Here is a 21,332-nt window from a genome sequence, read left to right as displayed (position 1 = left end):
TCGGCTGCATTCGTGGCTGAGGGGGCTTTTTTAATCGGTCAAGGGCCCATATTCTCTCTTGCGTTTTCCGATAAAACGTTTACAATATTAAGCAGCATACTAATGTTAACGTTAACAATGAGTTGAACTAAATGAAGGGAGAATGGGAAATGGCGAAGAAATTTTTAGGGGAAAACTTTCTGCTGAACAGCGAGACGGCGGAGAAGTTGTATCATCAATACGCGAAGGAACTGCCGATCATCGATTATCACTGCCATTTAAGCCCGCAGGAGATCTACGAAAATAAGACGTTCCGCAACTTAACCGAGGCTTGGCTGGGCGGCGACCATTACAAATGGCGGGTGATGCGGGCCTGCGGCATCGACGAGGAACTGATCACCGGTGGGGCGGACGATTACGACAAGTTTCTCGCCTGGGCGAAGGTAGTGCCGCAGCTGCTGGGGAATCCGCTGTACCATTGGACGCACTTGGAGCTGCAGCGGTTTTTTGGGATTGACAAGCTGCTGAATGAGGAGACTGCGCCGGTCATCTGGGAACAAGCGAATGCCCAGCTGCAAAGTGAAGGCTTTGGCGCGCGGGACTTGATTACGAAATCGAAGGTGACAGTGGTCTGCACAACCGATGACCCGGCGGATTCGCTGGAGTACCATTTGAAGATCAAGGAGCTGGAAGGCTTCGATACGTTGGTGCTGCCGAGCTTCCGACCAGACAAGTTCCTGGAAATTAATCGCGATACCTTTAAACCTTGGCTGGCGAAGCTGGAGGCGGCGGCGGGTAAGTCGATTCAGGGATATGGAACGCTGTTGGATGTGTTACGGGAACGGATCGACTTCTTCCATGAGGCCGGCGGGCGCGTATCAGACCACGCGCTGGATACGCTGGAATACGAGGAAGCGACGCTGGAGGAAGTGGAAGCGATCTTTGCTAAGGCGCTGAGTCAGGGTTCGGTGACGCCGGAGGAGGAACGGAAATACAAATCGTATACGATGGTGTTCCTCGGCAAGGAGTACGCCGCTCGGGGCTGGGCGATGCAGCTGCATATCCATGCGTTGCGGAACACGAACACGGCGATGCTCCGGCGGCTGGGTCCGGATACGGGCTATGATGCGATTAACGACGGTCCTTTGGCTGAAGCGCTGGCCCAATTGCTGGACGCCATCGAGCAGGAGGGCGGGCTGCCGAAGACGATCCTGTATTCGCTGAACCCCAATGATTACTGGGCGTTAGCCAGCATTATGGGCAGCTTCCAAGGCGGGGGCGTTCCTGGTAAAATCCAATTTGGCACCGCTTGGTGGTTCAACGACAACAAGGACGGTATGATTCAGCAGATGCACACGCTGGCCAACTTTGGCGTGTTGTCGCAGTTCATCGGGATGCTGACGGACTCCCGCAGCTTCCTGTCCTATACGCGGCATGAATACTTCCGCCGCCTCTTATGCGACGTGCTTGGCGATTGGGTGGAGCGCGGCGAGGCGCCGGAGGACTATGCTCTGCTGGGCCGGATCGTCACGGATATTTGCTACGGCAATGCTAAGCGGTATTTTGCTTTTCCCGAAGCATAGAAAGGATTGACGCTGTTGTATGTCCGCTACGATCAAAGACATCGCCAAGCTGGCGAATGTCTCGCATATGACGGTTTCCCGGGCGTTGAACAACAGCCCGCTGATTAAAGAGGAGACCAAACGCAAGATTATGGAGATTGCTGAGCAGCTGAACTACATGCCGAATTATAATGCCAAAAGTTTAGTGCTGCAGCGTTCGCATACGATTGGATTGTTTTTTACGAGTATGGTTCAAGGGACTTCCTCCAGCTTCTTGGCCGAGGCGATCCGCGGTGTGAGTCAGGAGGTTGGCGTCCAGTACAACTTGTTTCTGCGGGGGATCGACGATTTTGAGGACTTTAGCTCAATCCATCGGCGGCGGTTCGACGGCATCCTGCTCATGAGCCAAAGTGAGCGTGACGACACATTTATTCGTCATGTGCGGGAGCAAGGAATTCCTCTGGTCGTGCTGAATCGGAATGCAGACGATCCGACCATCGTCAATTTCGTGTCCAATGACCGGGCAGGGGCTTACGAGTTAACGCGATACTTGGCGGGCTGCGGGCATACGCGCATTGGCCTGGTAGAGGGAATCGCCGGCTATAAGTCGACGCAGGAGCGCAAGGAAGGGTATTTGCGGGCGATGAAGGATGCGGGCTTGGCCGTACGGGAGGAATGGCTTGTCGAGGGCCGCTACGACGTGGAGAGCGGTTATCTGGCGATGCACAAGTTGCTGGCGTTGCCGGAGCGGCCAACTGCGGTGTTTTGCTGCAACGACGACATGGCCATCGGTGCGATGAAGGCAGCGACAGAGACGGGAATGCGGATTCCAGCGGATGTCTCGGTCGTTGGCTTTGACGACATCGGCTTCTCACATTACACGAATCCGCCGCTGACGACGGTGAAGCGGCCGATTGAGCAGCTCAGCCGGATGGGCACGCGCAAAATCCTCGAGCTGATCGAGGGGCCGCCGGCCGGCGGGGAGCTAGTTCTGCTGGATACGAAGCTGGTTCGGCGTGAGTCGGTGGAAGAGCTGCACCCTCATTTGTCGGTGCGAGCGACTCCGGTATGGAGTAAAACAAAACCCGCCAGAAAGGGTTCACTTTCTCGGCGGGTTATTTACATGCATGCGGCTTAACCGACTTCCACGGGCACGAGCTTGAACTCGTTCACGTCCGCTAGACCGCGGTTGGTGATACGCAGCTCCGGAATGACCGGCAAGGCAATCAGCGAAAACGTCATGAACGGCGCGTTCAGTTGGCAGCCGAGCTGCTTCCAGGCGGCTTCGAGCTCTTTCACCTGGGCGACCACCGTCTCCAGCGGCTGATCGGACATCAGGCCGGCGATGGCCATCGGCACGGCGGCGAGCACTTGGCCGTTCAGTACGGCGATCATGCCGCCGCCCAGCTTCGCCAGCTCATTCGCAGCAAACGCCATGTCCTCGGGATTCGTACCCATGACGATGAGATTGTGACTGTCATGCGCAACGGTAGAGGCTACAGCCCCCTGCTTGAGTCCAAAGCCGCGCGCGAAGGCGAGGGACAGCTCGCCGGAACCGCGGTGGCGGTCGATGCAGGCCAGTGTGGCGATGTCCTGCTCGACGGCCGGACGCACGACTCCCTTTCCGTCAACCGGAACGGTTGCCGTTCCCTTCGCCGTGCGGGCGCTGTTCTCGATCACGTCGACGACGTGGATCGTCGTTTCCGTCTTGCCGCTGGCGCTGCGGTAGAGGAAATCGTCGGCGGTCAGCGGACGCGCCAATTTCACCGAAGCGCGCGCCTGCGCCGGGTACGGGTACGCCGGGAACGGGACGCGGAGCTGCCCGGCGTCGTAGGCGACCTTGCCGTCGGCGATCACGGTCGACGGCTCCATCCGCCGCAGGTCGCCGATCAGCAGCAGGTCCGCGCATTTGCCCGGCGCAATGCCGCCCACGTCGCCGTCGACCTTGAAGTACCGCGCCGTATTGATGGTTCCCATCTGGATCGCGGTAACCGGATCGACGCCCTCTTCAATCGCCCGGCGCACGACATGGTTCATGTGGCCTTGCTCAATCAAGGTTTGCGGATACACATCGTCGGTGACGAGCATAATGTTTGAGGTATTCACCTTATCTTCGGTGACCACCTTGATCACTTCCTTGACGTCATGCCATGCTGAGCCCTCGCGGATCATCAGGTGCATCCCGAGGCGCAGCTTGGCGAGCCCTTGCTCCCGGGTTACGGTCTCATGACAGGAAGTCACACCCGAGGCCAGGTAGGCCTGAAGCATGCGCTCGTCGTCACTCGGAAAATGTCCGGTGACGGTTTTGCCTGCTTCCATTGTGGCTTGGATTTCGCCGAGCATTTTCGGGTCTCCGTATACGACGCCGGGGAAGTTCATGACCTCGCCCAGCCCCTCGACGCCGTCCCAGGTCATCCCGTCGGCGATATCGCGGGTATCCAGCGACGCTCCGGCATCCTCCAAATGATCGGTGGCCGGTACACAGGAAGGGAATGTAGTATACACCTTAAGCGGCAAGCCTTGGCCCTCCTCATGCATCCAGCGCACGCCCTCCGCTCCAAACACGTTGGCGATTTCATGCGGGTCCATAAAAATACCGGTCGTTCCTTTGGGAAGCGCAGCCTTGGCGAACTCAGCCACCGACAGCATGGTGCTCTCCACGTGCATATGCCCGTCCAGGAGCCCGGGAACGATGTGGCGGCCTGCCGCATCGATCACAACGGTGTTCTCGCCGATCGTGTGCGCGGCGTCCCCCACGAAGGCGATCCGCCCTTCGGCAACCGCGACGTCCGTATTCGGCAGCAGCTCTCCGGTATAGACGTTGACTAAGGTGCCGCCCTTAACCACCAAATCGGCTTTGGCTTTGCCCATGGCGACATCCGCCAACGTACGGCTTACTTCATACAATTTTTTTCTTTGTTCCATCTCCCGGTTCGCTCCTTTAAAAAAGTCGTTCAAAAAGTCATCCTTCTAACGCTTACCACCGACCTTATACCCGCCAAAATCACGATGTTGAAAGTATAACGCTTGCCAGAATGCTTATTTACCAAATATCCGCCTGAAAATAAGCACTTGCGTCGAAATAGTGCTTCTCAGCGTCGTTAGAGCCGCGGGCACGCCAATTTTGCCAACATAGCGCTTCTCATCAGCGTTAGAGCAGAAGGGCTATCTCGAGGTGTGTGCCTGTAGCTTGCTATTCTGACCTTTTGAACTCTCTCGTTAAGTTATTTAAAGATAAATATAACAAGAAAGGCCGCTCCTCGAACAGCACTTTCTGTTCGAAGAGCAGCCTTTTCTGTATAGCCTTAAGCTTTGGCCGGATTCACTTTCTCGATGACTTGGTCGATCAAGCCGTATTCCTTCGCTTCTGCCGCGCTCATGAAGTAGTCGCGGTCGGTGTCCTTCTCGATCCGTTCCAGCGGTTGGCCGGTGCGTTCCGAGAGGATTCGGTTCAGTTTATCGCGCATCTTGAGGATACGGCGGGCGCGGATCTCGATGTCCGTCGCTTGACCTTCCGCTCCGCCGAGCGGTTGATGGATCATGATTTCGCTGTTTGGCAACGCATAACGTTTCCCCGGCGCACCTGCGTTCAACAGGAAGGCGCCCATCGAAGCGGCCAGCCCAACGCAAATCGTGGAGACGTCCGCCTTGATAAATTGCATCGTATCATAAATCGCCATGCCGGCCGTAATGGAACCGCCAGGGCTGTTAATGTATAGGTGGATGTCCTTGGTTGGATCTTCCGCGTCCAGAAACAGCATCTGGGCAATGATGGAGTTGGCAACAACATCGTTTACCTGGGAGCCCAGGAAAATAATCCGGTCTTTGAGCAGACGGGAATAAATGTCATAAGCGCGTTCGCCGCGGTTGCTTTGTTCTACGACCATAGGAATATAACTCACCGATAAAACCTCCTTAAATTTAGGCTGTTCAACTGGAACGCCCCGTCGAATGGAATGGTTTGGGATTCATCGTTTCCATCAATCTAAGAATTGACGGAAATGATGGGGATTAATCTCATCATAAACAATTTATTTGAGAAAGTCAAAGAAAGTCAAACTCAAGGTAATAAAAAAGTCCAGAAGACTTGTGTCACAGGACTTTGAATGTGCAATATATGGCGCGCCCGCGAGGAATCGAACCTCGATCTCAGGCTCCGGAGGCCTACGTCATATCCATTGGACCACGGGCGCAAATTTAGCGAACAAAATAGATTATATGACATTTTGTCTCAAAACGCAAGGTGTAGATCCAAATAAAATAGGGATTGTCATGAAAGAGTTTCTATGATAACTTGAGGAATATATAAAAACGTTTTTATAGACAAGGGTGTAATCAGGGATGGGGAAAGTCACCATTAAGGATGTAGCCAAAGCAGCAGGGGTTTCCATCTCTACGGTATCCAACGCGCTCAACGATGTGGATGTGTTGAATCCGGAGACCAAATCCCATGTGCTGAAGGTCGCCAAGCAGCTCAATTACGTACCGAACTTAAACGGGAAGCAGCTCAAGTCGAAGAAGACGAATATGCTTGGTTTTTTTACGACGAGTGTATCCGGACCTTATTTTTACATTTTGGTGGAGTCGATGGCGCGCGAGAGCGAGCGGCTGGGATACGGTTTGCATGTCATGGTTACCGCCGATAAGCAAACGATTATCAGCAATATCATGGGCCGCCGGGTGGATGGCGTGATCATCTACGAAGAATTGCGGGTCGATGACCAAGATATCGCGATGATGGAGAAGGACAAGATCAAGGCGGTATTTCTGGATCGGGTGATTCAGAAGGAAACGATGGGGACCGTGATTTTTAATTCGTATGCGTCCGCTTATGAAGCGACCAAATACCTGATCAGCCTGGGCCATAAGAAAATCGCCTACATTTCCGGCGTTGATACGATGTACGACAGCGTACAGCGGAAAGAGGGATATCTCGCGGCCTTGCGGGAGCATCAGCTGCCGATTGATGAGGATTTTATTGTGCAGGGGTATTTTGAGGAAGAGAGTACCTACAATGCGATTCGGGCGTTTATTCATAAGCATCCGGGCAAAGTGCCGGACGCGATTCTGGCCGGCAACGATTTGAGCGCCATTGGTTGTATTAAAGCGTTACGTTCGTACGGCCTCGAGGTTCCAAGGGACATCAGCGTCGTAGGGTTTGACGATATTGATATTGCCCAGTATTTTACGCCGCCCCTGACCACGGTTCGCAATCCGATCGCCAGACAAGGGATCTTGGCGGTCAATCATCTGGTGAACATGATTAAGAAGCAGGAGCAGGGGAAGGTGCAGAAGCTGGACGGGGAACTGATCGTGCGAGGCTCAAGTCATGTTCGTTTAAGCTAAGAGAAGCGGAGACGAAGCTGATCTTGAGCTCAGCGGAAAATGTAAGCGGTTAACTACAGGGGTTCTGTTGACGAAAATAAAAACGTTTTTATCCATACGGGATAAAGAGAGGAGCGCAAAATGGCGAAGTCAGCTGCGTCAGCCAAAAAGCCGATGGGATTAAGAATGAAGCAGTTCTTTATCGATTTCGGCAGGCAGTGGGAAATCCAGTCGATGATCTGGCCGGGCATCATTTTTATGATTATTTTTTGCTACATTCCCATCTACGGACTTACGATCGCTTTCAAAAATTATACGGTCATCGATACGTTAAGCTCCGCTCCATGGGTAGGTTTGGACAACTTCAAAATTATCGCCACCGACAAATACTTCTGGGAATCCGTGGTGAATACGCTGGGGATCAGCTTCCTGAAGCTGGCCATCGGTTTTGTGATCCCGATTATTCTCGCGATTATGATCTATGAGGTCGGGATGGGCCGGTTTAAAAAAATCGTGCAGACGATCTCGTACCTGCCGCACTTTTTGTCCTGGATCGTGCTCGGCGGGATGCTCATCACCTGGTTCTCGACCACCGGGATGTTCAACCAGATGCTGCTGGACTTGGGCTTGATCTCGAAGCCTCAGAACATTCTGCTTGATCCGGGCAAGTATTGGTGGATCGCGGTGCTGTCGGATGTTTGGAAAGAGGCGGGCTGGGGAACGATCCTGTACCTCGCCATCATGGCCAAGATCGACCCGACTTATTATGAAGCCGCGAAGATCGACGGGGCGAGCCGGCTCCGGCAAATTTGGAACATCACGCTGCCCAACATGCGGATGATTATTAGCTTGAACCTGATTCTGACCATCAGCGGCCTGCTGGGTTCCAACCTGGACCAGACCTTGGTGCTGATGAATTCTCAGAACCGCGAAAAGGCCGAGGTCATCAACTCCTACGTATACCGGATGGGGATGACGCAAGGGGACTTCTCCTACGCGACTGCCGTCGGACTTGGGGTTTCGGTTGTATCGGTCATTTTGTTGGTGCTGGCGAATAAGGTGACCAGCAAACTCAACGATAATCAATCTGTCCTGTAAGGAAGGAGCAGCAGCCATGAATCGAAAGGTGCTCAAACAGGATCTCGACAGCAGAATCTTTGATACGGCGAATGCTGTGATCCTGATCTTATTTACGATCATTATTGTGATTCCACTCTGGAATGTCATCGTTTCTTCCTTCAGTTCGGGACGAGCTCTTGCCGAAGGAGGGTTTGTCTTCTGGCCTAAAGAGTTTTCTCTGGAGAACTACCAGGCGGTGTTTCGGGACGATACGATTTGGCAGTCGTTCCTGATCTCCGTCCTCAAGACAGTCATCGGCGTTGTGACCCACGTCTTCTTCTGCGCGATGATTGGCTACGGTCTCAGCAAGAACAATGTACGCGGCCGCAAGCTGTACGTGACGATGGGCGTCATTACGATGTTCTTCTCGGGCGGTATGATCCCGACGTACTTACTGATTAAATCCCTGGGGCTGCTGAACAGCTTCTGGGTGTATATCATTCCGGCTTTGTTCAGTTATTACGATGTCGTGATCTTGATGAATTTCTTCCGCAATGTGCCGGATTCCCTGGAGGAATCGGCCAAGATTGACGGTGCCGGCGACTGGAGAATCTTCTTGAAGATCTTTATCCCGTTATCGATGCCGGCCTTGGCTACCATCGCTTTGTTCAACGGGGTAAGTCAGTGGAATGACTTTATGACAACCAAGTTGTACATCACAGATGAATACCTGTACCCGCTGCAAATGAAGCTGTACGAAATCATCGTACAGTCCCAGACCCAATCGATGCAGAACATCGCGGGTTCCGTCGTCATTGAAACGACAACCAAAGGAGTTCAACTCGCAACAATTGTGATTACGACTTTGCCGATTGTTGTGATTTATCCATTGTTACAAAGATACTTCATCTCGGGCATGATGCTGGGGGCGGTGAAGGAGTAACGCATCCGCATGAAACGCTAGGCTTGATGTGCGAGTTGGACTAGCTGTGCTTCTTACAAAAAAAGGAGGGTACAACGAATGCTTAAGTTGAACAAAAGTCTTGCAAGAAAAGGGATGACCGCATGCGCTGCACTGCTCACCGCTGCGCTGATCGTTACCGGCTGCGGCGGCTCCGGCGGCGGTTCGAAGGCCGCAACAGAGGTATCCTTGGAAGATCGGTATACCTTGGACCCGAACACGCCGGCATGGAAGCTGGACAAGAAAGAAGAGCCAACCCAGCTGACCTGGTACGTGAACGCCGATTGGTGGAATACCGATTTCGGCAACGATGTGGTCACGAAGAAGATCAAGGAAGATTTGAATATTGATATCAAATTTATTACCGGCGACGATACCAAGCTGAATACGTTTTTTGCCGGAAGCGACATGCCGGACTTGATTACCGTGTTCGATTCCAATTCGGCCGTTGTGCAGAAGGCTTCTTCCTGGGCCTTGCCGCTGAACGAGCTGGCGGAGAAATACGACCCTTATTTCAACAAAGTCGCCGCGCAAGATACGCTCAACTGGTTTAAGCAAGCGGACGGCAACACGTACGGTTACCCGAACTACTCCAACACGCAGGCCGATTATGACAGCGGTAACATTCCAGCGAAGACGGCTTTTGTGATCCGCAAAGACGTGTACGAAGCGCTGGGTCAGCCTAAGATCGGTACGCCTGAGGAATTCAAAAATGTGATGCAGCAGATTAAAACCCAATTCCCGGATCTGATTCCGTTTGGATTTAACTCAATTGGCGAGGGGACGGGCTCCTTGGGGGATGTGTTCCAAGACTTCCTGGGCGTTCCGCTGGAAACGGAGAACGGCGAGTTCTACAACCGTAATTTGGACGAGGATTATCTGACCTGGCTCAAGACGTTAAATGAAGTGCATAGAGTTGGCAATATCAGCGACGACAGCTTTGCCGATGACGGCCCTGCTTTTGAAGAGAAAGTGAAAGCCGGCAAATACGCCACGATATTGCTGGACGGAACGCCGCAGCAAGGCGGCAACTTGCAAATCTTCGCCACCGCTCATCCGAATCAAGCCTACCTGGCGATCGACGGACCGCAAAGCACGGTGGGCAACACGCCAAAGCTGAACCAATCCGGGATTACCGGCTGGATGATCAGCTTTATCACGAAGCAATGCAAGGACCCGGCGAAGGCGATCCAAATTTTCACGTACCTGTTGGATGAAGAAGGCCAAATGCTGATGAACTACGGCATCGAAGGCGAGACCTACACGAAGAATGCGGACGGAACGGTGCAATTCACACCAGAAGTGAAAGAGCTGCAGCAAAAGGATGCCGATAAATTCAAGAAGGAATACCGCATGGGCGAATTCATGTTCTTTGGCCATGACCGTCACAAAGCGCTCAGCGCCGATGCTTTCCCGGATTCCATCAAGCAAATGCAAGAGTGGGGCAAAGGAAAGCTGTACCCTCACTTCGTCCTTGAAAATATCAACCCGGATGCCGGATCTCCGGAAGCTCGCTCTTTGACGGCGATTAACACCACTTGGAACACGACGATGGTCAGCTTGATCCGCGCCAAGAGCGACGAAGAATTCGAGAGCACGCTCAACAATTACAAGAAGTTCCTTGAGGACAACGGTTGGGATAAAATCGTGCAAATCCGTACGGAGAAAATGAAAGCCAATAAAGAAAAACTCGGCCTCCAGTAAACCGTGGCCATTAATCGAAGTGGAGGGAAACAGCATGCGTGAGCTTGACATTTATTATTCCACTGGAGAAAAATCACTCTTCGTCCGTACAACGGAGGAACAGCTGAGGCCGGCGGATTCCGATGCCGGGGATGTCGAGGTCCGATTAGACGAAAGCGTCAACTATCAGACGATGGATGGGTTTGGAGCGTCTTTTACCGATTCGGCCGCCTATCTGATTCATCAGGTGCTTCCTGAAGAGCAGCGTTCTTCCTTGATGAAGATGCTGTTTGACCCGGAGGAGGGAATTGGCTTATCCGTGCTGCGCAACCCGATGGGGGCCTCGGATTATGCCCGGTTCTTCTATAGCTACAACGATTTGCCCGAAGGTGAGTCCGATCCGGAAATGCAGCGGTTCTCGATTCGTCACGACGAAGTCGATGTCATTCCGCTCTTAAAAGAAGCGCTGGCCTTAAATCCGTCCATCAAGCTGTTTGGCTCCCCCTGGAGCGCACCGGGATGGATGAAAACCAGCGGTTCAATGATCGGCGGGGAACTGAAGAAGGAGTATTACGAAGCGTACGCGAACTACTTTGTCCGTTATATCGAGTCTTACGCCAAGCACGGTTTATCCATATATGCGGTGACGCCGCAGAACGAACCGCTTTATGTGCCGGGACATTATCCGGGGATGCTGATGACGGCTGAGATGCAGACCGATTTCGTGAAAAATTATCTGAAGCCGGCTTTTGTGAAGCATGGCTTGTCCACGAAGATTTTGGCGTATGACCATAACTGGGATCGGCCGGATTATCCGCTGACTGTGCTGAAGGAAGCGGCCGAAGCGGTCGACGGAGTAGCATGGCACTGGTATGGAGGGGTAGCCTCGGCGCAAAGCCAAGTGAAGGAGGCCTTCCCGGGCAAAGAGGTTCATTTTACCGAAGGCTCTGGCGGGGAATGGATTCCGGCGTTTGAACCGGCGTTCTCCAATGTCATGCGGACGGGAATCGAGATATTGCGAAATCACAGCCAATCATTGGTGCTCTGGAATATGGCTTTGGATGAGCAAAATGGTCCGACTGTACCAGGCTTTGGCCGCAGCACCTGCCGCGGGATCGTGACAGTGAACCAGCAGACCCGCGAGCTCGAGTATACGCTGGACTACTATGCACTGGCCCATTTCAGCAAAGTGATCCGTCCGAAGGCCATAAGAATCGCTGCCGAGTCGGGACAGCCTTCGATACGTTCCGTCGCGTTCCGCAATACGGACGATTCGATTGGGGTCGTATTGTTTAATGACGGCGAGCAGGCCTCTGATGTTCGCTTGCGTCTCCGGGGAACCGAGCTGCCGAGTTTCCGGATGGAATCAAAAAGCGCTTTGTCGATCCGACTGACCAATTGAGAAATTGAGAAACGAGGAATAAGTAGACGAGGCTCTCCCTATGCGGGAGGGTCTTTTTTTCTATGAAAACAACCGATCTGCTTTGCCGCCATCCGCAATTTTGCTGAGACACAGCAGGCCTATTTTCGACAACTCTCTGATCCAAATGTCAGGATCTTACGGGATTCTTTGCGCCTAGGGGTATAACTGCTCGGAAGAAAGTAAATGATACGGACGTCAGGCTTGCAACTAAGGAGATTATTGAGTAAAATAGCAGCGGGACTTAAAAAGTTATCCCGGGACATTTTAAGGCCAGGAGATGGAGAGAGAAGACGAAGCTTGCAGGAGTGGAAAGCATGCGAAACATTATAGAGATTCAAAAGCAGCTTCTTCCTGATCTCATGGACATTCTCAAGAAAAGGTACACCATACTTCACCAGATCATGTTGTCTGATGTCATAGGCCGTAGAACCTTGGCGAATTCGCTGGACATGACGGAGCGTGTGTTGCGTGCCGAAACAGATCTCCTGAAGGCCCAGGGCCTGATCGAAATCGAGAATATAGGCATGAGTATCAGCGACGCGGGACGGCGATTGCTTGAGGATTTGGAGCCGGTCGTCAAAGAATTGTTTGGCCTCTCCAACTTGGAGGAGACGATCCGTCAGCAATATGGGCTGCGCAAAGTAGTGATTGTACCTGGAGATTGCGAGGCCTCCCCGCTGGTGAAGCGGGAACTGGGGCGCGCAGGTGCCAAAGCGCTGCTTAGTGTCATGCGCGGGGATGAGGTGGTCGCGGTCACCGGCGGCACTACGCTGGCGGAAGTCGCGGATCAGCTGAATCCGCCGCCTAACGTCACGATGAAGCAGAGCTGGTTCGTACCGGCACGCGGGGGTCTTGGCGAGAGCCTGGAAATCCAAGCGAACACGATTGCTTCCGGTATGGCGAAGCGTGTGGGGGCGGGTTATCGTTTGCTGCATGTCCCCGATCTGTTGGGGAAGGAAGCTTACGAGTCGTTGGTACACGATCCGAATATCCAGGATATCGTGGACATGATCCGTCAGGCGCGTATCGTAGTGCACGGGGTCGGAGACGCTATGGAGATGGCGCGCCGGCGCAAGCTGGAGCCAAGCATGGTCGAAGAAATCCGAAGAGAAGGCGCGCTCGCGGAATCATTTGGATATTACTTTAATGAAGACGGCGTCGTCGTGCACAAAATGCTGACCCTGGGCCTGCGTCTCGAGGATATCATGCGAACCGAGACGGTGATCGGCATCGCGGGCGGCAAGAGCAAAGCAAGAGCGATCCATGCCGTATTGCGGTTTGGCCAAGAGGATATCCTAGTGACCGACGAAGCGGCGGCACAAGAGATCGTAAATGAGTTGATCAACGGCTCCGGGAATAAATAGGTTTACTCATGACGGGTTTTATCGGGCCTGTCTTGAATAATAAAAAATCAAACACTGGGAGGAACTATCAATGAGTGTAAAAGTAGGGATTAACGGTTTTGGACGTATTGGACGCCTGGCTTTCCGCCGCATTCAAAACGTTGAAGGGATCGAAGTCGTAGCAATCAATGACCTGACAGATGCAAAAATGTTGGCTCATTTGTTGAAATATGATACAACTCAAGGCCGCTTCGAAGGCGACATCGAAGTACATGATGGATTCTTCAAAGTAAACGGCAAAGAAGTTAAAGTTCTGGCTAACCGCAACCCTGAAGAATTGCCTTGGGGCGAGCTTGGCGTTGACATCGTTCTGGAGTGCACAGGCTTCTTCACAACGAAAGAAAAAGCTGAGCTTCACCTGAAAGGCGGCGCGAAGAAAGTTGTTATCTCCGCTCCAGCTACCGGCGACATGAAAACCATCGTTTACAACGTAAACCATGAAATCCTCGACGGTACTGAAACGGTAATCTCCGGTGCTTCTTGTACGACGAACTGCTTGGCTCCAATGGCTAAAGCGCTGAATGACAAATTCGGTATCGTTCAAGGCTTGATGACAACCATCCACGCTTATACTGGCGACCAAAACACGCTGGATGCTCCGCATGCGAAAGGTGACTTCCGTCGTGCTCGCGCAGCTGCTGAAAACATCGTTCCTAACACCACTGGTGCTGCAAAAGCAATCGGCTTGGTTATCCCTGAACTGCAAGGCAAATTGGACGGCGCTGCACAACGCGTACCTGTTCCAACTGGTTCCTTGACTGAGCTGGTATCCGTTCTGAAAACGAAAGTAACTGCTGACGAAGTTAACGCTGCAATGAAAGCTGCTGCTGACCCAGAAACTTTCGGTTACACGGAAGACGAAATCGTATCTTCGGATATCAAAGGGATGACTTTCGGTTCCCTGTTCGACGCTACGCAAACGAAAGTATTGACTGTCGGCGACCAACAACTGGTGAAAACTGTAGCTTGGTATGACAACGAAATGTCCTACACTGCTCAATTGGTTCGTACGCTGGAATACTTCGCGAAAAAAGTAAAATAATCCAGTTACCCATATTAGAGATTCATCCCAAAGAGGAGCAACCTGTTCAGGACTCCTCTTTGGTTCTTGCATGTAATACGGCATTCACACACACCCCAAATAAATAGATAGAGATTCGTTTCATTGCGTTTTATTTAGGAGAGGAACCAAGACAAAGCCGTAGACGCGCATTTTTTGGTCTGAGAGACCCGCGCATACCGTTTAGGAGGAACGTGGAGATGAACAAGAAAAGTGTACGTGATGTGGAAGTCACCGGCAAACGCGTGTTTGTTCGCGTAGATTTCAATGTACCAATGCAAGATGGTCAAATTACCGACGACACCCGGATTCGCGAAACGCTGCCAACGATCAAATACTTGGTTGAACAAGGCGCGAAGGTGATTCTTGCGAGCCACTTGGGCCGTCCGAAAGGCCAAGTCAATGAAGATATGCGGCTTACGCTGCCGGCAAAACGCTTGAGCGAGCTGCTTGGCAAAGAAGTAGCAAAAGTCGATGAAGCTGTTGGGGAAGCAGTTAAAGCGAAAGTCAATGCGATGAACAATGGCGACGTCCTGGTACTTGAAAACGTACGTTTCTACCCAGGCGAAGAAAAGAACGATCCAGAACTCGCAAAACAATTCGCTGAGCTGGCTGACCTGTTCGTCAACGACGCATTTGGCGCTGCACACCGCGCGCACGCTTCGACCGAAGGGATCGCTCATTATCTGCCAGCCGTATCCGGCTTGCTGATGGAGAAAGAATTGTCCGTTCTCGGTAAGGCCTTGACGAACCCGGACCGTCCTTTCACCGCAATTATCGGCGGTTCGAAGGTAAAAGACAAAATCGACGTTATCGACAACCTGTTGAACATCGCGGACAACGTGTTGATTGGCGGCGGTTTGGCTTATACCTTCTTCAAAGCCCAAGGTTACGAAATCGGCAAATCGCTTCTGGATGAAACCAAACTCGATGTTGCCCTTGGCTTCATCGAGAAAGCGAAGAAGCTGGGTAAAAACTTCCTTCTCCCTGTCGACTGCATCGTAGCGGATGACTTCAGCCCAACCGCAAACCACAAAGCTGTGGATATCGACAGCATTCCTGCAGATTGGGAAGGCGTGGACATCGGGCCGAAGACTCGCGCGAAGTATGCTGAAATTATCAAGAACTCCAAGCTGGTTGTATGGAACGGACCGATGGGCGTGTTCGAAATTGATATTTTCTCCAACGGGACAAGAGAAGTGGCGGAAGCCTGCGCAACGACGGAAGGCTACACCATTATCGGCGGCGGGGATTCCGCAGCAGCAGCCGAGAAGTTCAATCTGGCTTCCAAAATGGACCACATCTCCACAGGCGGCGGCGCTTCCCTGGAATTCATGGAAGGCAAGGCGCTTCCTGGCGTCGTAGCATTGAACGACAAGTAAGAAAAAGTAGCTAGATCAAGGCTCAAAAAACGGGCTTCCAGCACCTCAGAAGGTTGGATGAAGTAATGAAGTTCGTTTTTTGAGCTACCTCTATGAAATAAAAGGAGTGGGCTCTGTGAGAACACCTATTATCGCCGGAAACTGGAAAATGTTCAAAACCGTTTCCGAAGCCAAAGCCTTCTTCGAAGCCGTGAAAGGGAAAGCGGAGGTTGCCGGCGTAGAGAGCGTCATTTGCGCGCCGTTCACCAACCTGCCGGCTTTGGTAGAAGCTGCGAAAGGCACGTCGCTCAAAATCGGCGCACAAAACATGCATTTTGAAGACGAAGGAGCTTTCACTGGCGAAATCAGCGGTCGCATGCTGAAAGAGCTTGGCGTGGACTATGTGATCATCGGCCATTCCGAGCGCCGGGCGTATTTCGGCGAAACCGACGAAATCGTCAACAAGAAGATCCTGGCTGCCTTCAAACATGGCTTGACCCCGATCCCTTGCGTTGGCGAGAAGCTCGAAGAGCGTGAAGCTGGCCAAACGAAAGAAGTCGTGAAGGTTCAAACCGAAGCGGCTTTGAAAGGTCTGACTGCAGAGCAAGCAGCGCAAGTGGTGATTGCGTACGAACCAATTTGGGCAATTGGTACGGGCAAATCCTCGACCGCACAAGATGCGAACGAAGTAATTTCCTACATCCGCAGCCTGGTTCAGGGGCTTTACGGTGACGACGTAGCGGCGAAAATCCGCATTCAATATGGCGGCAGCGTAAAACCAGAAAACGTGAAGGAGTATATGGGCCAAAGCGACATCGACGGTGCGCTTGTCGGCGGTGCCAGCCTGCAGCCAGAATCGTACATCAAGCTCGTTGAGGGGGCGAAATAAATGACGGCTCCAAGACCAGTAGCTCTGATTATCATGGACGGGTTCGGGCTTCGCGACAAAGTGGAAGGCAACGCGGTTGCCCAAGCGAAGAAGCCGAACTATGACCGTTATTTGAAACAATACCCGAACACTACGCTGACGGCCAGCGGGGAAGCCGTTGGTTTGCCAGAAGGGCAAATGGGGAACTCCGAAGTCGGCCACTTGAATATCGGCGCCGGCCGGATCGTTTACCAAGACTTGACTCGGATCTCCAAATCGATTCGCGAAGGGGAATTCTTCACGAACGAGACGCTGGTGGATGCGGTACGTAGCGCGAAATCGAAGGGTAAAAAGCTGCATCTGTACGGCCTTCTGTCCGACGGCGGCGTTCACAGCCACATCGATCATATGTTTGCGATGCTCGAACTGGCGAAGAAGGAAGATATGCATGAAATTTATGTGCATGCATTCCTGGACGGACGCGATGTAGCTCCGGACAGCGCGAAAGGCTTCCTTGAGCAATTAATCGCTAAGATGAACGAGCTTGGCGTGGGCAAGATTGCCACCGTCCAAGGCCGTTACTATGCGATGGACCGCGACAAACGTTGGGACCGCGTCGAGAAATCGTACCGGGCCATGGTTTATGCGGAAGGTCCCAAATATACCGACCCGATTAAAGCAGTCACGGAATCGTACGAGAAATCGGTCTATGACGAATTCGTGATGCCAACCGTAATCGTGGACGACAAAGGCGAGCCAATCGCACAAGTTGAGAGCGGCGATTCCGTCGTGTTCTTGAACTTCCGTCCAGACCGTGCGATTCAGCTGTCCAACGTATTCACGAATAAAGACTTCCAAGGCTTCGATCGCGGCCCTAAATTCCCGAAAGATCTGCATTTCGTCTGCTTGACGTTGTTTGCAGAAACGGTGAACGGGTACGTTGCGTACAAGCCGAAGGATCTCGACAATACGTTTGGTGAAGTGTTAGCTCAACACGGGAAGAAACAACTGCGGATCGCCGAAACGGAAAAATACCCGCACGTGACATTCTTCTTCAGCGGCGGACGCGATGTTGAGCTTCCAGGCGAAAAGCGCGTGCTCATTAACTCCCCGAAAGTCGCAACTTACGACTTGAAACCGGAAATGAGCGCTTACGAAGTCGCTGAAGCTTGCGTGAAGGAAATCGAATCCGATGAACACGACGCGATCATTCTGAACTTCGCAAACCCGGACATGGTCGGCCACTCCGGTAAAATGGAGCCAACGATCAAAGCGGTTGAAGTGACGGACGAGTGCGTAGGCAAAGTCGTAGACGCCGTTCAAGCCAAAGGCGGAGTGGTTGTCATTATTGCCGACCACGGGAACGCGGATATGGAAATCGACGATGAAGGTCGTCCGTATACAGCGCATACCACGAACCCGGTACCGTTTATCGTAACCGACGAGAACGTGGTGCTTCGCGATAAAGGCATTCTCGCCGACGTAGCTCCGACGCTGCTCGACCTGATGGGCTTGCCGAAGCCGCCGGAAATGACCGGTCAATCGATGATTGCCAGCCGCAAGGCGTAAGAACATAGATTACCATTTGAAAGGAATAACTACTTAAAAAGGAGACTGTAACCATGACGATTATTTCTGACGTATACGCTCGCGAAGTACTGGACTCCCGCGGGAACCCAACGGTTGAAGTTGAAGTTTATCTTGAATCCGGTGCTATGGGCCGCGCCATCGTTCCTTCCGGCGCATCCACGGGTGCGCATGAAGCTGTAGAGCTTCGCGATGACGACAAAACTCGTTACCTAGGCAAAGGCGTACTGAACGCCGTGAAGAACGTTAACGAAATCATCGCTCCTGAAGTGATTGGCATGGACGCGCTGGACCAAGTCGGCATCGACAAATTGATGATCGAGCTGGACGGCACGCCAAACAAAGGCAAACTGGGCGCTAACGCGATCTTGGCCGTTTCCATGGCAGTAGCTCGCGCAGCAGCTGATGCATTGGATCTGCCACTGTACGCTTACCTGGGCGGATTTAACGCGAAGCAGCTTCCAGTTCCGATGATGAACATCGTGAACGGCGGTGCGCATGCGGACAACAATGTAGACGTACAAGAATTCATGATCCTGCCGGTAGGTGCTCCTTCCTTCAGAGAAGCGCTCCGTACAGGTGCTGAAATCTTCCACAACCTGAAATCCGTTCTGAAAGCCAAAGGCTTGAACACGGCTGTAGGCGACGAAGGCGGCTTTGCTCCAAACTTCTCTTCCAACGAAGACGCATTGTCCTCGATCATGGAAGCTATTACGAAAGCTGGCTATACTCCAGGTAAAGACGTATTCCTGGGTATGGACGTTGCTTCCACCGAGTTTTACAAAGACGGTAAATACCATCTGGAAGGCGAAGGCAAATCCTTTACTTCCGCTGAATTTGTGGACCTGCTCGCTTCTTGGGTTGAAAAATATCCGATCATCACGATCGAAGACGGTTGCGCTGAGGACGATTGGGAAGGTTGGAAACTGCTGACTGAGAAACTGGGCAGCAAAATCCAACTCGTGGGTGACGACCTGTTCGTAACCAACACCGAACGTTTGTATAAAGGCATCAAAGAAGGCATCGGTAACTCGATCCTGATCAAAGTAAACCAAATCGGTACGTTGACCGAAACGTTCGACGCAATCGAAATGGCAAAACGTGCTGGCTACACTGCGGTAGTATCCCACCGTTCCGGCGAATCCGAAGACAGCACGATCGCCGATATCGCTGTGGCAACGAACGCTGGCCAAATCAAAACCGGTGCTCCGTCCCGTACGGACCGTATCGCGAAATACAACCAATTGCTTCGCATCGAAGATCAATTGGCCGATCTCGCTCAATACAACGGCTTGAAATCCTTCTACAACCTGAAAGCTCATCGTTAAGAAGGGCGGCCGTTCAGATCACGGCTTAACTAACGCAAGTCCCCTGCTCGTAAGAAACAGGGGACTTTGTGTATGGTTGGACGGGGTTGTACGCACGAAACGGTTGTTATTTCGGGAACGCTGTGGTACAATAATAATGCTGTTTTTGTATCGTAAACATCAAAGTTATGGAATAGATGAAAGATGTTTCTCACTTAGGAGGTGGATTGAATGGATATTTTGCTTAAGGTATTGCTCGTTATTTTCTCGATCGGCTTGATCGCAGTTGTGTTGCTGCAGAAAGGGAAGAGCGCGGGTCTTTCCGGAGCCATCTCCGGGGGTGCTGAACATCTTTTCGGAAAAACGAAAGCTCGCGGCATGGAGCTCGTTCTCGAACGAGTCACGGTTGGCTTGGCGGTTGGCTTCTTCATCTTGTCGATCATCGTGGCCATCGTACTAGACTAAGCAAATCAAATTTGTCAGGCAAGCCCTCGTCTCCTATGGGGAGACGGGGGCTTTTTAGCTTTTACACGCATTTCGGTGCGGCCTCTCCTCGGCAACATAGTGTCTCCTTCCGGCAACATAGTATCTCCGCCCGCCTCTTTTGAGGATTATCCCGTTGCATCAGGTCGTTGTGAAAGTGCAACAGAATCAGAAACAGAAAAGTGAACAGAAATAGGGCAACAGAAACAGAAAGTGAAACAGAAGTAGAAGCAGAAATAGCAACAGGAACCGAAACCCAAGCACAGTGGGGAAGTAAAATTGTCTGCGAAAAAGGCTAATCGATACGGGCCTATAAGAAAAGTTGCAAAAAATTGATTGGTAAGGATATCACGATCAAGCCGAAGGGTATGGATAAAAGCCGTCTTGGAACGAGTTCAGAGATAACGAATTGTTTGAGAAAAGAAGGGAGCCTTGTTTAGGCTGATTGAGTACAAATGGCACCCATTGTGAAACAAACCACCCACCTACCTGATTACATACACTCCAATAACCCCAAGCTATAGCACCTCATCCTGCCATTTCCCGACCGTTCTAGCACTTCGATTAAGCAGCAGCCGCAATCGCAATGGACTGATTCTGGTGATGGTTGATCAACTCGCGGTAAGGGATAGCTGGAATGGATATGCACATCTGCAGCATGTTCTGGTGCATTTCTTCCTCGGAACCGGACATACGCAGATGGCGGCGGACGGTGCACTCATTCAAATATGCCTGAAGATGCTTTATTCCTAAGGCGACATATGTACGCTTTAGAGAATTCCATGCCGCTCTTACTTCTTTCCGCAAAGGCAAATACAGCCGATAAGCCAAATGGAACGACTGAACGGTGGAGGTATGGACATCGATATGATCATGGATGAACGCGGCGAGATCATGCCGGTCGGCCCGTTGTCCTCTTTTATGCGAAATCAGCTGGATCTTCACCCGCTCCGGCTCGCCATACTCCGTGACCGTGCAGCCGGCTACAACCGCGGTGGCATAAGGCTGAGCAGCCGGATGATAACGCGACGAATCATACGCATACTGATCGCAGTTACCTTCACGTCTCCAGAGAGCAGTTCCCGAGCATCGCATTCGCCAAGGGCATGACGGATTTTGTGCAGCATGAGCCAAGCGGTCTTGTAGGTAACTTGAATCACCTGACTCAACCGCAGCGCCGAGATGCCGTCGGGAAGCAGGAACAACTCGATGGCTCGAAACCACTTCACAAGGGGCAGATGGGTTCTTTCAAAAATCGTGCCGACCAAAGG

At 52.2% G+C, this 21,332-nt stretch carries 16 protein-coding genes, 1 tRNA gene and 1 pseudogene; 14 read left to right on the top strand and 4 right to left on the bottom strand.

All coding sequences use genetic code 11. The features are described 5' to 3' along the window. Positions 1–149 precede the first annotated feature (149 nt). Both uxaC and POTG_RS11415 read left to right on the top strand, forming a co-directional pair. A complete protein-coding gene (uxaC, locus tag POTG_RS11420; RefSeq protein WP_036645075.1) occupies positions 150–1,562 on the top strand; it encodes a glucuronate isomerase in 1,413 nt (470 codons plus the stop codon). Positions 1,563–1,581: 19 nt separating this feature from the next. Next, positions 1,582–2,679 (top strand): LacI family DNA-binding transcriptional regulator, encoded by a 1,098-nt coding sequence (locus POTG_RS11415; RefSeq protein WP_009224983.1) that lies wholly within the window; start codon positions 1,582–1,584, stop codon positions 2,677–2,679. Here the strand turns inward: POTG_RS11415 and ade are convergent. From ade to POTG_RS11400, 3 genes are all read right to left on the bottom strand, one after another. After that, on the bottom strand, positions 2,676–4,466 hold the full coding sequence (gene ade, locus POTG_RS11410) for an adenine deaminase (RefSeq protein ID WP_009224982.1): 1,791 nt from the start codon (positions 4,464–4,466) through the stop codon (positions 2,676–2,678). The two genes, POTG_RS11415 and ade, sit on opposite strands and share 4 nt — an antisense overlap. A gap of 380 nt (positions 4,467–4,846) precedes the next feature. Then, positions 4,847–5,443 (bottom strand): ATP-dependent Clp endopeptidase proteolytic subunit ClpP, encoded by a 597-nt coding sequence (gene clpP / locus POTG_RS11405; protein WP_009224981.1) that lies wholly within the window; start codon positions 5,441–5,443, stop codon positions 4,847–4,849. A gap of 216 nt (positions 5,444–5,659) precedes the next feature. Next, a tRNA-Arg gene (locus tag POTG_RS11400) sits at positions 5,660–5,734 on the bottom strand. Positions 5,735–5,882: 148 nt separating this feature from the next. On the opposite strand from POTG_RS11400, the gene POTG_RS11395 reads away from it, so the two are divergent. The 12 genes from POTG_RS11395 to secG all read left to right on the top strand — a co-directional run bounded on the left by POTG_RS11395 (position 5,883) and on the right by secG (position 20,043). After that, positions 5,883–6,887 carry a LacI family DNA-binding transcriptional regulator gene (locus tag POTG_RS11395; RefSeq protein ID WP_009224980.1) on the top strand — a complete coding sequence of 335 codons (1,005 nt, stop codon included), beginning with the start codon at positions 5,883–5,885 and terminating at the stop codon, positions 6,885–6,887. Positions 6,888–7,007: 120 nt separating this feature from the next. Beyond that, on the top strand, positions 7,008–7,964 hold the full coding sequence (locus tag POTG_RS11390) for an ABC transporter permease (RefSeq protein WP_009224979.1): 957 nt from the start codon (positions 7,008–7,010) through the stop codon (positions 7,962–7,964). Positions 7,965–7,980: 16 nt separating this feature from the next. Then, the gene (locus POTG_RS11385; RefSeq protein WP_009224978.1) at positions 7,981–8,868 is read left to right on the top strand and encodes a carbohydrate ABC transporter permease; all 888 of its coding nucleotides are present in this window, start codon (positions 7,981–7,983) and stop codon (positions 8,866–8,868) included. A gap of 78 nt (positions 8,869–8,946) precedes the next feature. Next, a complete protein-coding gene (locus POTG_RS11380) occupies positions 8,947–10,590 on the top strand; it encodes a sugar ABC transporter substrate-binding protein (RefSeq protein WP_009224977.1) in 1,644 nt (547 codons plus the stop codon). A 34-nt stretch (positions 10,591–10,624) separates the two neighbouring features. Continuing rightward, positions 10,625–11,971 carry a glycoside hydrolase family 30 protein gene (locus POTG_RS11375; protein ID WP_036645074.1) on the top strand — a complete coding sequence of 449 codons (1,347 nt, stop codon included), beginning with the start codon at positions 10,625–10,627 and terminating at the stop codon, positions 11,969–11,971. Positions 11,972–12,306: 335 nt separating this feature from the next. Beyond that, a complete protein-coding gene (locus tag POTG_RS11370) occupies positions 12,307–13,356 on the top strand; it encodes a sugar-binding transcriptional regulator (protein ID WP_009224975.1) in 1,050 nt (349 codons plus the stop codon). 70 nt (positions 13,357–13,426) lie between these two features. Next, positions 13,427–14,437: a type I glyceraldehyde-3-phosphate dehydrogenase gene (gap, locus tag POTG_RS11365; protein ID WP_009224974.1), complete on the top strand. Its 1,011-nt coding sequence runs from the start codon at positions 13,427–13,429 to the stop codon at positions 14,435–14,437. A gap of 218 nt (positions 14,438–14,655) precedes the next feature. Then, a complete protein-coding gene (locus POTG_RS11360; protein ID WP_009224973.1) occupies positions 14,656–15,837 on the top strand; it encodes a phosphoglycerate kinase in 1,182 nt (393 codons plus the stop codon). Between the two features lie 115 nt (positions 15,838–15,952). Continuing rightward, positions 15,953–16,705, top strand: a complete 753-nt coding sequence (tpiA, locus tag POTG_RS11355) for a triose-phosphate isomerase (RefSeq protein ID WP_009224972.1) — start codon at positions 15,953–15,955, stop codon at positions 16,703–16,705. Beyond that, on the top strand, positions 16,706–18,253 hold the full coding sequence (gpmI, locus tag POTG_RS11350) for a 2,3-bisphosphoglycerate-independent phosphoglycerate mutase (RefSeq protein WP_009224971.1): 1,548 nt from the start codon (positions 16,706–16,708) through the stop codon (positions 18,251–18,253). A gap of 53 nt (positions 18,254–18,306) precedes the next feature. Next, positions 18,307–19,599 carry a phosphopyruvate hydratase gene (gene eno / locus POTG_RS11345; RefSeq protein ID WP_009224970.1) on the top strand — a complete coding sequence of 431 codons (1,293 nt, stop codon included), beginning with the start codon at positions 18,307–18,309 and terminating at the stop codon, positions 19,597–19,599. Between the two features lie 210 nt (positions 19,600–19,809). Beyond that, positions 19,810–20,043: a preprotein translocase subunit SecG gene (gene secG, locus POTG_RS11340; RefSeq protein WP_009224969.1), complete on the top strand. Its 234-nt coding sequence runs from the start codon at positions 19,810–19,812 to the stop codon at positions 20,041–20,043. A gap of 582 nt (positions 20,044–20,625) precedes the next feature. Here secG and POTG_RS25360 read toward each other — a convergent pair. Next, a pseudogene (locus POTG_RS25360) lies at positions 20,626–21,332 on the bottom strand (transposase); the annotation flags it as partial.

Source organism: Paenibacillus sp. oral taxon 786 str. D14, assembly GCF_000159955.1.
GTDB classification, from domain to species: domain Bacteria; phylum Bacillota; class Bacilli; order Paenibacillales; family Paenibacillaceae; genus Fontibacillus; species Fontibacillus phoenicis.
Note: the sequence above shows the minus strand (reverse complement) of the source record. Positions and strands in the feature narration are given on the sequence as shown.